The 14,334-nt window shown below is 58.8% G+C and carries 13 protein-coding genes; 5 read left to right on the forward strand and 8 right to left on the reverse strand.

From position 1 onward, the window contains the following. From KGA98_RS27585 to KGA98_RS27595, 3 genes are all read left to right on the forward strand, one after another. Positions 1 to 388, forward strand: a 388-nt coding sequence (locus KGA98_RS27585) for a tetratricopeptide repeat protein (RefSeq protein WP_223504808.1), incomplete at its 5' end; no start/stop codon positions are given. A gap of 11 nt (positions 389 to 399) precedes the next feature. Then, a complete protein-coding gene (locus KGA98_RS27590) occupies positions 400 to 1,062 on the forward strand; it encodes a response regulator (RefSeq protein WP_057714885.1) in 663 nt (220 codons plus the stop codon). Continuing rightward, entirely contained in the window at positions 1,059 to 2,426 is a 1,368-nt protein-coding gene (locus tag KGA98_RS27595; RefSeq protein WP_223504810.1) for an ATP-binding protein, read from the forward strand. The genes KGA98_RS27590 and KGA98_RS27595 overlap by 4 nt, the downstream gene beginning before the upstream one ends. 91 nt (positions 2,427 to 2,517) lie before the next feature. On the opposite strand, the gene KGA98_RS27600 is transcribed toward KGA98_RS27595, so the two are convergent. Beyond that, positions 2,518 to 3,435, reverse strand: a complete 918-nt coding sequence (locus tag KGA98_RS27600; RefSeq protein WP_090455129.1) for a LysR family transcriptional regulator — start codon at positions 3,433 to 3,435, stop codon at positions 2,518 to 2,520. A gap of 82 nt (positions 3,436 to 3,517) precedes the next feature. Between KGA98_RS27600 and KGA98_RS27605 the strand changes: the two genes are divergently transcribed. Continuing rightward, entirely contained in the window at positions 3,518 to 5,308 is a 1,791-nt protein-coding gene (locus tag KGA98_RS27605) for an acyl-CoA dehydrogenase C-terminal domain-containing protein (RefSeq protein ID WP_223504812.1), read from the forward strand. 66 nt (positions 5,309 to 5,374) lie between these two features. Here the strand turns inward: KGA98_RS27605 and KGA98_RS27610 are convergent, their stop codons facing one another. The 3 genes from KGA98_RS27610 to KGA98_RS27620 all read right to left on the reverse strand — a co-directional run bounded on the left by KGA98_RS27610 (position 5,375) and on the right by KGA98_RS27620 (position 9,383). Beyond that, a complete protein-coding gene (locus KGA98_RS27610) occupies positions 5,375 to 6,640 on the reverse strand; it encodes an MFS transporter (protein ID WP_057714881.1) in 1,266 nt (421 codons plus the stop codon). A 51-nt stretch (positions 6,641 to 6,691) separates the two neighbouring features. Beyond that, a complete protein-coding gene (locus tag KGA98_RS27615; RefSeq protein ID WP_223504814.1) occupies positions 6,692 to 7,762 on the reverse strand; it encodes a sugar phosphate isomerase/epimerase family protein in 1,071 nt (356 codons plus the stop codon). Positions 7,763 to 7,874: 112 nt separating this feature from the next. Beyond that, complete coding sequence (locus KGA98_RS27620) at positions 7,875 to 9,383, reverse strand: PLP-dependent aminotransferase family protein (protein ID WP_057714879.1); 1,509 nt, start codon at positions 9,381 to 9,383, stop codon at positions 7,875 to 7,877. 267 nt (positions 9,384 to 9,650) lie between these two features. Between KGA98_RS27620 and KGA98_RS27625 the strand changes: the two genes are divergently transcribed. Then, positions 9,651 to 11,774 carry a TonB-dependent receptor gene (locus KGA98_RS27625; protein WP_223504816.1) on the forward strand — a complete coding sequence of 708 codons (2,124 nt, stop codon included), beginning with the start codon at positions 9,651 to 9,653 and terminating at the stop codon, positions 11,772 to 11,774. 114 nt (positions 11,775 to 11,888) lie between these two features. Here KGA98_RS27625 and KGA98_RS27630 read toward each other — a convergent pair whose 3' ends face one another. The 4 genes from KGA98_RS27630 to KGA98_RS27645 form a co-directional block, all read right to left on the reverse strand. Next, positions 11,889 to 12,341, reverse strand: coding sequence for a thiol-disulfide oxidoreductase DCC family protein (locus tag KGA98_RS27630; RefSeq protein ID WP_223504818.1), 453 nt, complete (start codon positions 12,339 to 12,341; stop codon positions 11,889 to 11,891). Between the two features lie 111 nt (positions 12,342 to 12,452). Continuing rightward, positions 12,453 to 12,659: a co-regulatory protein PtrA N-terminal domain-containing protein gene (locus KGA98_RS27635; protein WP_223504820.1), complete on the reverse strand. Its 207-nt coding sequence runs from the start codon at positions 12,657 to 12,659 to the stop codon at positions 12,453 to 12,455. Positions 12,660 to 12,731: 72 nt separating this feature from the next. After that, positions 12,732 to 13,385, reverse strand: a complete 654-nt coding sequence (locus KGA98_RS27640) for a hypothetical protein (RefSeq protein WP_057714875.1) — start codon at positions 13,383 to 13,385, stop codon at positions 12,732 to 12,734. A gap of 277 nt (positions 13,386 to 13,662) precedes the next feature. Continuing rightward, positions 13,663 to 13,941: a DUF2790 domain-containing protein gene (locus KGA98_RS27645; RefSeq protein ID WP_102669614.1), complete on the reverse strand. Its 279-nt coding sequence runs from the start codon at positions 13,939 to 13,941 to the stop codon at positions 13,663 to 13,665. Between the last annotated feature and the right edge of the window lie 393 nt (positions 13,942 to 14,334).

Consider the following 14,334-nt stretch of genomic DNA (forward strand, 5'->3'; position numbering starts at 1 on the left):
GGGTGGGCTGGGTGCGCTGAGCAAGGTCAAGGATGCGAAAGCCGATCTGGAAACAGCCTTGACCCTGGACCCCAAGGCCCTGCAAGGCTCAGCCTATACCAGTCTGGGGGCCCTCTATGACCGCGTACCGGGCTGGCCCATCGGTTTCGGCGATTCGGACAAGGCCGAACAGTTGCTCAAGCTGGCATTGCAAATGAACCCCAACGGCATCGACAGCCTGTACTTCTGGGGCGATCACCTCTACCGTCAGAAGCGTTATGTTGAAGCCAGGGCAGCGCTGAAAAAAGCCTTGCAGGCTGCGCCTCGACCTGGCCGCGAGAGCGCTGACGTCGGGCGCCGCAAGGAGATCGAGACGCTGTTGGTGGATGTGAACAAGAAACTCGGCTGACAGGAGACCCTGTGCGCTTATTACTCATAGAGGATGACGTGGCGCTCGGCGAGGGTATTCATCAGGCCCTCAGCCGGGAAGGTTATACCGTCGACTGGTTGCAGGACGGCAACAGTGCCTTGCACTCGCTGCGCAGTGAAATCTTCGATCTGGCGGTGCTCGACCTTGGCCTGCCACGCATGGACGGTCTCGAAGTGCTCAGGCGCTTGCGTGACAGCGGTTCCAATCTGCCGGTGTTGATCCTGACCGCGCGCGATGCCACCGAAGACCGTATCGCCGGTCTGGATGCCGGCGCCGATGACTACCTGATCAAGCCTTTCGACCTGGCAGAATTGAAGGCGCGCATACGTGCGTTGCTTCGTCGTAGCGCCGGGCGTGGACAATCGCTGATCGAGCACGCAGGTATCAGCCTGAACCCCGGCACCCAGCAAGTCAGCTACAAAGGCGAGCCAGTGGCCCTGACACCTAAGGAATACCAGTTGCTCCACGAACTGCTCTCGCCACCGGGTCGGGTAATGACTCGCGATCATCTGATGCAGTTGCTGTACGGCTGGAACGAGGAGGCCGAAAGCAACACCCTGGAAGTGCACATCCATCACCTGCGCAAGAAGTTCTCCACCGATCTGATCCGCACCGTCCGTGGTATCGGCTACTTGGTGGAGGAGCGTCGATGAGCTCTATCCGGCGTCGGACCCTGGTCCTGATCATCGGCCTGATGCTCGCTGGCCTGGCCGTGATCAGTGTGTTGAATCTACACGACAGCAACCACGAAATCGCCGAAGTCTATGATGCCCATCTGGCCCAGAACGCTCGCCTGCTACAAGGCGTCATGCGTATGCCCATGGTGAGCAAGGAACATGCGGATCTGTACAAGGCTTTCAACCAGGCCCTGAACGAGGCGACGCCCGGGGGCGAGGGACATCCGTATGAAACGAAAATTGCGTTTCAGGTCTGGAACGCCAGGAACGAAGTGCTGGTACATACGGCCAGTTCTCCGTCCTTCAGCACACCCGCGGTCACACCAGGTTTCAGCGATGTAGTCGACCTGAACAACCGGCATTGGCGTGCCTTCCTGCTTGTAGACAAGCAGAACAACCTGCGCATCTGGGTGGGCGAACGGGACGACGTGCGAATGGACTTGGTGGACCGCATCGTACGCCACACACTGTGGCCCAATATCCTGGGGAGCTTGTTGCTGGCCGCCATGATCTGGCTGGCCATCGGCTGGGGACTCAAACCACTGGTCAATATGGCTGCAACGCTGCGGGCCCGGCATCCCGGTTCACTCGAACCCTTGCAATTGACGCCGCTACCCACTGAGCTTGAGCCCATGCAGGCCGCCCTCAATCGTATGCTCGCGCAAATTCAGGACGTCATGGGGCGCGAGCGACGCTTTATCGCCGACGCCGCCCACGAAATGCGTACACCACTGGCCGTGCTCAGGATCCACGCTGAAAACCTGATGGCGGCGGGGAGTGAAGCGGATCGTCGCGCATCGCTCGAATTCTTGATTGCCGGCGTGGACCGTACCAGCCGACTGGTTAACCAATTGCTGACGATGGCTCGTATAGAGCCTACAGCAGGGACTAAAGCGCCTGTGCCTATTGATCTGGCCAGCACCGTTCGCGATAGCCTGGTTCAGTTGACGCCCTGGCTACTGAGCAAGGGGCTCGAGCTGGTTTTTGATGTCAGGGACGACATCAGTCTTGCCAGAGTCGACCCCGCTGCGATCGATGTTGCCTTGAACAACCTGGTGACCAATGCGGCGAATTTCTCTCCCCGGCACGGAGTGATCACCGTCAGGCTCGTAGAAAAGGAAAATAGCTACGAACTGACTGTCGAAGATGAGGGGCCGGGCATCAATGAGCAGGATCGTGAACGGCTTTTCGAGCGTTTCTACAGCAGCGGAAATCATCAGGGTGCAGGGTTGGGGCTGACTATCGTCAAGGCCATTGCCGATCGCTTTGGCGGGCAGATCAAACTGGAGAATCGCAGCCCTGGAGGGTTACGCGCTACGTTAGAAATTCGTCGCTCTTGACGTTGTTCCTGGTGTTGTCTGGCGCAACCGAAAAATCACTTCGGCAAACCCCAGGCGTTGGCTCAGGCAAGGCGTTATACCGGGCGTCCGTTCAGGCCGGCCGCACCGCCAGGATTTGCTCGATCAGCCACGCCAGCGCCGGCTCATGTTGGCGTTGCGCCAGATACACCAGTTCGAGGTGGAACGAGCCGACGTCGAATGGCAGTTCGAACACCTGTAGCGGTAGCAACTGTGCGAATTGATTGGCCAATTGAGTCGGCAGGACGACGCTCAAGTCCGAATGGGCGACCAGGTGCGCCGCCTGCAGGTAGTTGGGCGTGGTGTAGACGATTTTACGCGACAGGCCTTGCTTGCCCAGCCATTGGTCGACCATGCCGCGCGACTGGCCGCCACTCACCCAGAGATGGCGCAGCCCCAGAAAGTCATCCAGTGTGAGTGTGTCGTGTGCCAGCGGATGCTGCTTGCGTACGGCCAGCCGCAGGGTTTCGCTGTGCCAGGCCCGGCGGGTGAAACGCGCTGGCACTTCTTCGAAGCGTCCCAGAACCATGTCCAGTTCACCCCGATCCAGCAGCTCGGCAGGAAGGCTGGGGGCCAGGTGAGCAACGTCGATACGCAGGTTTGGCGCCAGCTCTCCCAGGCGTGCCAGCAAGGGCGGCATGCACAGCTGCTCGACAAAGTCGGTCAGGGCGATGCGCACCTGCTGCTGGCTCAGGCGTGGGTCGAAGGTTTCCCCGGCATTGAGTGTCTGTTCGATCTGTTGCAAGGCCGCGCGAATCGGCCCTTCAAGCGCCAGCGCCCGGGAGGTGGGTTGCATGTGACGGCCAACCCGCACCAGCAAGGGGTCGTCGAACAATGAACGCAGGCGGGCGAGGGCATTGCTGACGGTGGGTTGGCTGAGGGCCAGGCGCTCGGCCGCTCGCGACACGTTCTGTTCGCGCAGCAGCATATCGAGGACGCGGAGCAAATTCAGATCGAAGCTTTTTAAATTCAAATTACAAATACCAGGCATATGAAAATGAAATTTCAAAAATAGTAGGCGCCTGCTTAGGGTGACGGCAATCTTTTCCACTGCGCCACCCCATGAGGCCGACATGAATTATCAAGCTCCCCTGCGCGACATGCGTTTTGTGCTGCACGAACTGTTCGATGTCAGCGGCCATTGCGAGCGGTTGAACAATGGGCTGGACCGGGAAACCATCGACGGCGTCCTCGAAGAAGCCGCCCGCTTCGCCGCCGAAGTGGTCGCGCCGCTGAACCGCAACAGTGACGAGCAGGGCTGTCAGTTGATCGACGGCCACGTCACAACGCCCCAGGGATTTCGCGACGCCTACCGGCAGTACGTTGATAACGGCTGGGCGAGCATGACCGGACCGCTGGAGTTCGCCGGCCAGGGTTTCCCGCAGCTGATTTCGGCCAGCTTCCACGAAATGCTGATGGCCGCCTCGTTGTCGTTTCGCATTTATTCCGGCCTCACCGAAGGCGCGGTGCTGGCTCTGCATCGCCATGGCAGCGAGGTGCTCAAGCAGGCTTACCTGGAGAAAATGGTCAGCGGTGAATGGTCCGGTACCATGTGCCTCACCGAGCCCCAGGCCGGTACCGACCTTGCCCTGCTGCGAACCCGTGCCCAACCTCAAGCCGACGGCAGCTATCAGGTCAGCGGCAGCAAGATTTTCATCAGTGGTGGCGAGCAGGACCTGACCGCCAACATCGTTCATTTGGTCCTTGCCCGTTTGCCGGATGCACCGGCCGGGGTGAAGGGCATCAGCCTGATCCTGGTTCCCAAGTTCATTGCCGGTGCCGATGGAACTCCGGGGCGGCGCAATTCGCTGAGCTGTGGCGCACTGGAACACAAGATGGGCATCAAGGGCGCGTCCACCTGCGTGATGAACTTCGACGGCGCACAAGGCTGGTTGATCGGTGAAGCGAATCAGGGGCTGGCCTGTATGTTCACCATGATGAACGATGCACGCTTCCAGGTTGGTTTGCAGGGGCTGGGTATCGCCGAGGCCGCCTTCCAGGGTGGCCTCGCTTATGCCCGTGAGCGCCTGCAATCGCGGGCCATCAGCGGCCCGGTGGCGCCGGACAAGAGCGCCGACCCGATCATCGTGCACCCCGATGTTCGGCGCATGCTGCTGACGCAAAAAACCTTGAGCGAAGGCTGCCGCTTGCTCGCAGCCTACACCGCCCTGCAACTGGACCTCGAACATGGCGACCCGCAACCCGAGGCTCGCCAGAAGGCGAGTCGTCGGGCCGCGTTGCTGATTCCGATCGTCAAGGCCTTCTTTACCGACGTCGGCCAGGAAGTCGCCAGCCTGGGCGTTCAGTTGTACGGCGGCCACGGTTACATCCGCGAGTGGGGCATGGAGCAGTTGATGCGTGACAGCCGCATCACTCAGCTATACGAAGGTACCAACGGTATCCAGGCGCTGGATCTGCTGCGGCGCAAGGTGCTGGGCGACGGCGCAACGGAACTGGGCGCCTTGATCGATGAGCTGGCCGTGCATGTCGACGCGGCCGGCTCGCAAGCAGCGCTGAGGCAAATGGTCGAGGCAATGCAGCAGCGTCTCGCCGAGTGGCGTGAACTGGGTACCGAGGTGGTCGAGGCGTGTCGGCGTGATGTGCAGGAAATCGGCGCCATGTCGGTGGACTTCCTGGCGTACAGCGCTTACGTGCTGGTGGGCGGACTGTGGTTGCAGGCGGCTGTGCGTGCCCAAGCGGCACTGGATGCTGGTACCGACGAACCCGGGTTCTATCGGGCCAAGCTGCAAGCGGCGGATTTCTACTGGCGCCGGGTGCTGCCCCGTGCCAGTGCCCACCGCGAAAGCCTGCGGGGCGGAGCCCATTGCCTGATGGCCATGGACGAGGCCGATTTCGCCTTTTGATGGCAGCGCAGCGCTGCGGTAACCGAGAGACTCCGGTTACCGCCGCACTGCATGCACCGTCTATGTTCAGGCTTGCGCAGCGCTGACCTTGCCAGTGATCGTGGCATTCTTGCGGACCGCTTGATACAGCAGGCTGGACACCATGAACCCGACAATGGCCAATACGCTCATCAACGAGAACACGTAGTTGTAGCCCTGCTGACCCGGGAAGTGATCAAGGATGGCGCCATAGATGACGTAGGCGAACATGCCGGGCGCATAGCCGATCAGGCAACCGATCCCGAAGGCTGAACCGGTGATGTGCTGGGGAATGCCGACTTCACCCATGGGTGCCCAGAATACGCCGCGCATGGAAAAGACAATCAGCGCGAAGGAGAGGGTGGCCGCCATGCCTGCGTAGATGAAATCCGGGCTTTTCGGGATGAGCATGATGACACCCATCAGCGGCAACAACGCCAGGAATGCCCACTTCAGATAGCGGCTGGAACTCTTGAACTGTTTGTCGGCAATGAAGCCACCGGCAGGGCCGCCCAGGATCTTGAGGAAGTACTGGTTGATGATGCCGTAGGCGCCCACCAGGGCCACGGGCAGCTCGTACATTTCCTTGAGGTAGGGAATGAAATAGGTCAGGCCGCAGTACACGATGTAGACCATGAACACGTTGAGGCTGACCAGCCAGATGCCCGGCACCTTGATGGCCTCGAACAGGTTCGACAACCCGTTCTTCGGCTTGACGGTCGACTGGGTTTTGCCGCTCTTGAGCAGCAGCCAGGTCAGGGTACCGGCAAGAATGTCGATGACCGAGTAGAACAGGATCGCCGATTTCAGACCGTTTTCACCGGAGCCCATGGCGACGAAGACGCCCAGCGCAGAGAAGGCGACCAGGGTATCGATGACGCCACGCCCGCCTTCGAGCAGGCCGAACAGGCGACCCTGTTCCTTATCGTCGCCCAGGTTGCGGATGGCTTTGAGCAGCGAAGGCCAAAAGAGGCAGTCGGCACACACGGCCAGCAGGCAGAACACCACCAGCAGATTGCTGAAGGGCGGGAAGGTCGCCAGGTAAAGCCCGAGGCCGCCGGTACCGATCAAGCCAAGGGGGATCAGCTTGCGCGTGTCGTACCGGTCGGCAAGCATGCCGCCCACCACGAAGAGCGCGGTGGCGATGATGGCGTTGGCGCTCAGCAGCACGCCGATTTCAGTGTGGGACAGCCCCATGAATTCTTGCATGGGGATGTAGAAGGCGTCTTTGAGATTCGCCAGCTTGTAGATGGTGCCGCCACCGAGGATGAGAATCAGGAATCTGAGCCATTTGGCCTTGTCTTGGGATGTCATTATTGTTCTCCAGGCGTTATTGGGTAGGCAGTGCCGGTCGGCACGTCAGGTTCAGGCGTTAGCGCAATGGGCCAGGGTCAACTCGGCCAGGGTGCGGAACTCGGCCAGCAGACCTCGTACGTAGGCGACCTGGTTGTTTGCCCAACGGTGCTCATCGGCCAGCATTCGCTCCAGCGAGAAGCCTTCCGGCAGCGCTGTTTCACTCATTTCCCGGTACGCAATGAACGGGTCGGCGGCTTCGTCGAGCTGGCGGAACGCCGGGGCGACGTAGTGGTTTTCCTGCTCCAGAATGAAGGCGATCACTTGCGGGGATGATTCGCCGAGCATCAGCAATTCGAACAACATGCGTGCGTTGGGCAGGTCGTCTTCGTCACAGCCTTGCAGCACGCCGTAATGCCCGAAGCCGTTTTGTTCGGGCACGATGCGCACACCCTTGAGGTGGGTCTGGCGTATGTGCGGCGCCAGGGTGCGCAGTGCCGCCAGGGGCTGCTCGCAGGCATTGATCATGTTGCCGAAGTCGAACAGCGCGTGCAGGCGAGGGTGGTTCAGCCGGTTCAGCAGTTGCGCGATTTCGGCGCTCTTGAGTTCTTCATGCTGTTCGAAGTCGAAGAACAGGTCGTGCTCGTCTGCCTGTTGCGCGAGGTAGTGCAGGTCTGACTCGATCACGTCCATGACCCGGGACAACGCCCCTTCGTAGCGTGAGTAGACACGGATGTTGCGGGTGCCCAGCGCCTTGGCAATGGCGATCACTTGATCGACATCTTTTTTCAGCGTGCTGCTGATTTCCAGATGCACATCCAGCCCCAGCACATTGGCTTTGTCTGCAAATGCCTGAAGCTGCGCGGCTGTCATTTGACTGAGGCTGTTTTCCTCACCGTCGAGCAAGTGCAGGCTCAGGCCCTGCAGTTCGTGGCGATAGGCGAAGTCCAACAGGTCGCCAGGGGTGACACGGCCGTGGGTCAGATTGGTCAGCAAGGGGTAGGCATGGGCAAACAGGCGCATTTGCGCCAGTCGGTCGAGCAACCGGCGGGCCAGTGCCTCGGTCAGTACGGGGGGAGCTCCGGCCTCGACAGCCTTATGGCTGAGCAAGGCGTTGAATCGTTCCTGGATCTTATTGTTCATTCGAGTCGTTCCTGGTTCAGACACCGGGTCTACCGGCGCAGCCTTTATCGCGCCAGTCAGGAACTCTCGATAGATCCATTATCAGTTAAATCATAAGACCACTTGCCTTGGGTCAGGTGGCCGGTTGCAGGTAGCCCATTTTGTCCAGGGCCTGGGCCAGTGCTTCGACGCGCGCCTGGGCCTGGTCCTCGGGGGTGCTGGCAAAACCGATCAACAGCGCCGGTGGCAAGACATGTTCGACGCAGTAGTCACTCAGGGGATAGGTATGAATGTCATGCTGGCCGAGTTCCCTGGCCAGGGCGTCGTCATCGAGATGCGCGGGTAACCAGGCGATCAGGTGCATGCCGGCTTCCACTGGCGTGATTCTGAAGAAAGAGCCCAGCCGTTTCTGCAGTTGTTCGACCAGTGCCTGCTGTCGAGCCTGGTACAGGGCGCGCATTCGACGGATATGGCCGAGAAAGTGGCCTTCGCGCATGAAGTCCGCCGTGGCGGCCTGTAGCAGCGTGGGCGGGCTGCGATCCATGACCGCCCGCAGGGTGCAGAAGGGTTCGATCAAGGCGTTCGGCAGTATCACGTAACCCAGTCGCAGCGAGGGGAAGAGCACTTTGCTGAAGGTTCCGGCGTAGATGACCCGGGCCCATTGGTCCATGGCATAGAGTGCCGGCAGGGGGCGACCGTTGTAGCGAAATTCACTGTCGCAGTCGTCCTCGATGATCCAGCTTTGATTCTGGGCGGCCCAGTCGATGAGTTCCTGGCGTCGCCCATAACTCATGGTGACGCCCAAGGGATGCTGACGGGAAGGTGTGGTAAACACCAGGCGGGCGTCAGGACACAAAGCCAGGCCTTGCCGGACATCGATCCCCTGTTCGTCGATACGCAACGGCACGACCTGACCACCTTGGGCCTGGAGCGCAATTCGCGCCGCGATATGCCCCGGATCTTCCATCCAGAAACTGTCCTGCGGATTGAGCAACAGCATGCCCAGCAGGTTGAAGGCTTGCTGGGCGCCGGACACGATGACCACCTGATCGGCAGTGCAATCGATGCCACGGGCATCGAAGACGTACTCGGCAATCGCCTCGCGCAGGGCCAGCAATCCCTGCAGTTCGCCATAACCGAGCATGGCCTTGGTCGGCTTGTGCAGGTGGCGGTTCAACAGCCGCTTCCAGACCGATTGCGGGAATGCATCGTAGGCGCTGTGGCTGGGCAGGAACGAGGTCGGGCTCCCGGTCGCCCAGTCGGCATAGGAAACGCCGCGAAAATGATCGCTGCGCAATGACAGCATGGACTGGCTAAGGTCGGACAGGCGCGGAGGCTGGCGCTTGTGTTCATCGTCTTCAATACCGCGGCTTTCCCATTCATGGCCGACATAGGTCCCGGCCCCGGTCCTCGACGTCAGAAAACCTTCGGCAATCAGTTGATCGAACGCATTGAGAATGCTGATTCGCGACAACTGCAGTTCCTTGCTCAGGGTCCGGGTGGAGGGCAGGCGCACGCCTCCCTGAATCCTGCCACTGAGGATCTGTTTGCGAATCTGCAAGTAGAGTTGGCGGTACAAGGGGATGGAACTGGCACGGTCCAGCTCGATACCTGACAACAGCAAACCTGCGGAGGATTTCATTTTTGGTTCGTCTGGATGAAGTGTGGTTTGACCTGAATTGCCGTCAGGCACCCGGAGGCGAAAGGGTATCGAGGGGGGCTGGATAAGTCATCCACCACAGCGTCAGCGTCACAATAATATGGCTGCCGAGTACGGCAGTGCACTAACGCTTCTGTCGACCGCCCATGAAATTGAGACGATCGTTCTGAGTTGCATATAGGAATGATATGTATTTACTTACAAAAGATAATCGTTATTATTCGCGCGATAATTCAAACAAAGGTGTCCATGGTGGCTCGATCGCGCATTTACCCAGCCTCTCTGTCGTTGCTGGGTGTTCTGGTTGTACCTGAATTACAGGCAGAAACGGAGTCTGCTCTAACCCTACCGGCAACCGCTGTGAACAGTGAGTACAGCGAGCAGAGCTACATGTCGACCGAGAGCAGGAGCGCGCTGAAGATCGACGCCCCTCTACGAGATATCCCGCAAACCGTCAATGTGATTCCCCAGAGCGTCATCAAGGATCAGGGGGCGCGGTCGATGGAGGACGTGCTGAAGAACGTCCCTGGTATCGGCCTGTCCAATGGTGACGGTCAGCGCGATCAGGTCACCATCCGTGGTTTCAGTGCCATTGGCGACATGTATGTCGACGGCATTCGCGACGATGCGCTGTACTTCCGGGATCTGTCCAACGTCGAGCGGGTGGAAGTGATCAAGGGGCCGGCTGCGGTGCTCTATGGCCGAGGCTCTTCGGGGGGGCTGATCAACAGCATCAGCAAGACACCCAACTTCGCACCCAAGCAGGAGGTCGGCGTCAGTGTCGACAGCGAGGGCGAAAAACGCACTCAGTTCGATGCCGGTTGGGCCGATCAGCAGCAAGGCAATAAAGCCTTTCGTGTGACAGGCGCGCTGGAGAACAGTGACACCTTCCGGGATGACGGCTACATCGACCGCAAGGCCATCGCGCCTTCGGCCTACTTCAAGCTCTCGGATGATCTGGAACTGGACCTGGGTGCTACCTATCTGTATGACAAGCGCCTGATTGACTTCGGCATCCCGGCACGAGGCGACCGACCGGTCGATGTGGACCGCGACAAGCGCTTCGGTGCCGCCGACCCGGATGATGACTACACCCGTAGCGAAGTGTTCTCGTTCACGGCGGGTGTCGACTACCGGATCAACGACGATTTCAGCCTGAGCAATACCAGTCGTTACTACCACTACGACCTGGATCGCAACAACACACTCGCTGACTCCAGCCCGACACGTTTCGTCACTGCTCCCAATGGTGAACTGCTGGTAAAACTCAACCGCGGCAACGTGCAGCGCAAGGAGGACGGGTGGTTCAACCAGACCGAACTCAAGCAGCGCGCCGTGCTTGCCGGGATGAACCATAACCTGCTCTATGGTGTGGAGCTGGGGCGCCAGGTGAAGGACCAGTCCGTATTCAGCCAATCCAATGTGGCCAGGGTGCCGGTGTACCGCGATGCCTTGGTCGACGTGCCGTTCCAGGCCAATCGGCAAACCGCCAAGGGTACCAACACCCAGGACACCGCCGGCTTCTACGTACAGGACCTGATCGAACTGGCGCCACAGTGGAAGGCACTGCTGGGTGTGCGTTACGACGTGTTCGACCAGGAGTACGCCGATGACCTGACGCACAGCGAGCTGTCCCGCACCGATACGACCTGGAGCCCGCGAGTCGGTCTGGTCTACCAGCCTGATCAAGTGCAGTCCTATTACGTCTCGGTGAGCCGCTCCTACCAACCCTCCGCCGAGATGTTCGCCCTGAGCACGACGAACCAGGATCTTGAACCAGAGGAAACCACCAACTTCGAGATTGGCGGCAAGTGGGACCTGCTCGACAATCGCCTGGCGTTGACCGCGGCGCTGTTCCGCCTGGAACGCACCAATATGAAAACCAGCGATCCGGCGAATCCGACCAAACTGGTGCTTGCCGGTGAGCAGCGCACCGACGGTCTTGAGCTGACCGCCAGCGGGCAGTTGAGTGACAAATGGCAGGTCTATGCCGGTTACGCCTTTCTGGATGCCGAAATCACCAAGTCCAACAGCTTTACCAACGGGGTCGCCAACGAAGGGCAGGTGCCCACCCTGACGCCGCGCCACAGCGCCAACCTGTGGTTGGTGCGTTCGCTGACGCAAACCTGGCGTGTGGGCATGGGGGCCAACTATGTCGATGATCGCTATACCGCGCTGGATAACAATGTGGTCATGCCGGCTTACACAACCGTGGACGCCGCACTGCTGTACAACGAGCCGAAATGGGACATGGCCCTGCGTCTGCGCAACGTTTTCGACAAGGACTATTACGCTTCGGCGCATGGCTCAGTGGATCTGATCACACCCGGTGCCCCACGGACGCTGGAACTGAGCACCAACTATCGCTTCTGAGTACAGACCTGAAGAACAGACGCCCGGCATTGTCGGGCGTTTGTTTGAGGGGATTGTCTCCTGAAGCGATTGCCGGTTCCTCAGGGGCGATCCGGTTAATGCGCGTGAGGGCGTTCATAGGGGGGCTTTCAAAAAGCGCCTTTCATGATCAGGATCCGGCAACAGGCATGTGTCGTATTTCCCGAAGAGCCGATAACGATTAAGCGCAATGCGGTCGTATGCCCAATCCAGAAGCGTGCGAGGCAAAATGCGCAACAGAAGCACGGGGTGCCAGCGTGCGGGCAACTGCGCAATGACTTCGAAATATGCTTGCGAACGCTCCCAGTAGTGTCGGTCGCGGATCACCGCCATGGTGTGGAATTGATCCAGGGGCAAACCTGCCCATGCGAGCAGAGCCTGCCCCTCGGGTGACTGAACCGCCGCCAACCGCACGCGCTGCTGGCGGTCATGGCGAATCAAGAATCTCACCCAGCCATTGCATAGCTTGCAGACACCGTCGAACAAGACCCCCGTCTCTCCTGGTTTGAGCAACGGCGCGGGTGAGGGGCGGGTTTGCGAGGCTGGCATAAGCGTGGGTCCAAGGGATCTCGGTTAAACCGGCGCTAGCAACACCTTGGGTGCTGCTAGCGAGGCTTGAGGCTGCACATTTCTGTCAGCCGGGGGGACAGGCTACATCGATCAGCTGCTGGTGTGATTGGTAGTCTTGGCTTTGCTTTCAGCGACAGCGGCTTCAGCCTTCTGTTTCTGTGCAACCAGGAAGGCCTCCATCGAGACTTTCCGGGCCGACTCCATGCGATTGAACGTCTTGTCACCACCACCTGTGGCCATCGCCAGAGAAGAAGCGGTCAGAGCGGCGATTACGAAAAGGGCTTTCATGGATTTCATTTGGGTATCCTCAAGTGACATTTTACGAACTGCTAAAAATGGGTTTTTTGGCTAAAGCTGAACTTCCTTGTCTCACCATCCAGCCAGGGCGGCGTTTCCTGGTGACCAGGTGCCTTGGTCCCTACGTGCTTCGGTGTCTCTGCTTTTTGCCCAGGTAGTGAGCAGTACCATCGCTCCGAAACCACCGACGATGAGTACCGGATAGGCTGCCAGCAACTCCACCAGCGAATACTTCCAGGCCAGCGGACGACCAACACCCAGCATGGCGGCATAGAACCACGACACGCCAGAGAGGGCGCCGGAGAACAGCGCCAGCATGCGCAAGCTGAAGGAGAGTTTGAGTAACGAACCGGCTTTTTTCAGCGCCGGCAATACCGCGCTATGCAACAGGAAACCGTTAAAGGTCAACAGCACAACTATGCCGATTTTGGCTTGCAATTTTGGATTGAGGAAATATTCCATCCCCTTGCCGGCATAATCGATCCCGACAATACCAATGCCCGTAATCCAAAGCGCTACAAGTGCAAGCACTACGGTTTTTTGAAGGCTTTCCATGTGCGCGTCATCGTGGTGGCCTGACGCATCTCCCTTCAGGAGTTGCTTGACCATTGCAATGTCGCTGGTCAATACCAGCCCGATTGCTACGCAGCAGGCGATAAGATGAAAATATACAACGCCTAAACGCACATATTCCACGGTGGACGAAGAGAACATACTAAGTTCCATGGTGACCTCTTGGTTTCAATAGTGAATCAACTTGGCTCTATGCACGGCTTGATTGGAATTTACCGTTGCTGACTGCCATTTAGATCCAGCAATTGTTATCAATTAATCTTGCGACATTAAGCCACCAAGATAAAAGTGAGTTTCTCGAATGAACTTTTTAGTCATTCGATCATGTCCATTTTCAAGTAACAACAAACCTCAATCGCACTGAGTGCATGGGAGGTTTAACTTCCGCTTCTGGGGGGCGGTGAGGCCCGGAATCCGATCGACGAGCGGATCAGGCAATGCTGGTGGGGCTGGCAGGGCTTGCACCCCATTCGAGGAAACGGATCTTGTGAAGCTCACCCTGGCTGTCCAGGTAGACCACAGTCACTGGTACTACGCCGGTCTTGTCGGATGTATCGGTGCGCTGCAGTACCTGTTTCACATCGATGTCCATACCGTAGTGATAATCGACGGCTGAAACATGCGCGCCGGGTTCTTGCAGGTTGTTCTGGTCAAAGACACTGGGTGCGAGACTGGAAATCACGGCACTGACAATTGTGGCCATGCTCATAAGGCTATACCTCCACTGAAGTTCGCTTGACGGGGACCTAATGTGACACGTTGAGTAAGTGAAGTTCACCTTGCCGCGACGAACGTGCCTGCCTGAAAAGCCTGTAGTGGCTGCAAACTCCCGGCAATTCCCCACGCTTGACGCCTCTCGACCATTCGTCCTTTTAACCCCGTATTTGTTGACCAAAGTCCGTTTTTTAACGATGTCATAACATGTCATGATGGATTTTCATGCTGGGTGAATCAGTGATTTGCTGCCTGATGCCAATCGAGTAGGAGGCGGATTTACATCCGCCGTCCTCTCACACCACCGTACGTACGGTTCCGTATACGGCGGTTCAGGTTAAGCGGTTAAGCCGGGTTATCGTGTCCAGTATTGAGACCAGCCCGAGTT

The organism is Pseudomonas sp. BF-R-24 (genome assembly GCF_019947335.1).
Classification (GTDB): domain Bacteria; phylum Pseudomonadota; class Gammaproteobacteria; order Pseudomonadales; family Pseudomonadaceae; genus Aquipseudomonas; species Aquipseudomonas jessenii.

What these genes read in the sequence shown, in the direction of transcription:
- KGA98_RS27630 (WP_223504818.1), bottom strand. Translation starts at nt 12,341, where the DNA reads ATGCCAGCCTCGCAAACCCGCCCCTCACCCGCGCCGTTGCTCAAACCA.
- KGA98_RS27645 (WP_102669614.1), bottom strand. Translation starts at nt 13,941, where the DNA reads ATGAGCATGGCCACAATTGTCAGTGCCGTGATTTCCAGTCTCGCACCC.
- KGA98_RS27605 (WP_223504812.1), top strand. Translation starts at nt 3,518, where the DNA reads ATGAATTATCAAGCTCCCCTGCGCGACATGCGTTTTGTGCTGCACGAA.
- KGA98_RS27600 (WP_090455129.1), bottom strand. Translation starts at nt 3,435, where the DNA reads ATGCCTGGTATTTGTAATTTGAATTTAAAAAGCTTCGATCTGAATTTG.
- KGA98_RS27595 (WP_223504810.1), top strand. Translation starts at nt 1,059, where the DNA reads ATGAGCTCTATCCGGCGTCGGACCCTGGTCCTGATCATCGGCCTGATG.
- KGA98_RS27620 (WP_057714879.1), bottom strand. Translation starts at nt 9,383, where the DNA reads ATGAAATCCTCCGCAGGTTTGCTGTTGTCAGGTATCGAGCTGGACCGT.
- KGA98_RS27640 (WP_057714875.1), bottom strand. Translation starts at nt 13,385, where the DNA reads ATGGAACTTAGTATGTTCTCTTCGTCCACCGTGGAATATGTGCGTTTA.
- KGA98_RS27610 (WP_057714881.1), bottom strand. Translation starts at nt 6,640, where the DNA reads ATGACATCCCAAGACAAGGCCAAATGGCTCAGATTCCTGATTCTCATC.
- KGA98_RS27615 (WP_223504814.1), bottom strand. Translation starts at nt 7,762, where the DNA reads ATGAACAATAAGATCCAGGAACGATTCAACGCCTTGCTCAGCCATAAG.
- KGA98_RS27635 (WP_223504820.1), bottom strand. Translation starts at nt 12,659, where the DNA reads ATGAAATCCATGAAAGCCCTTTTCGTAATCGCCGCTCTGACCGCTTCT.
- KGA98_RS27625 (WP_223504816.1), top strand. Translation starts at nt 9,651, where the DNA reads ATGGTGGCTCGATCGCGCATTTACCCAGCCTCTCTGTCGTTGCTGGGT.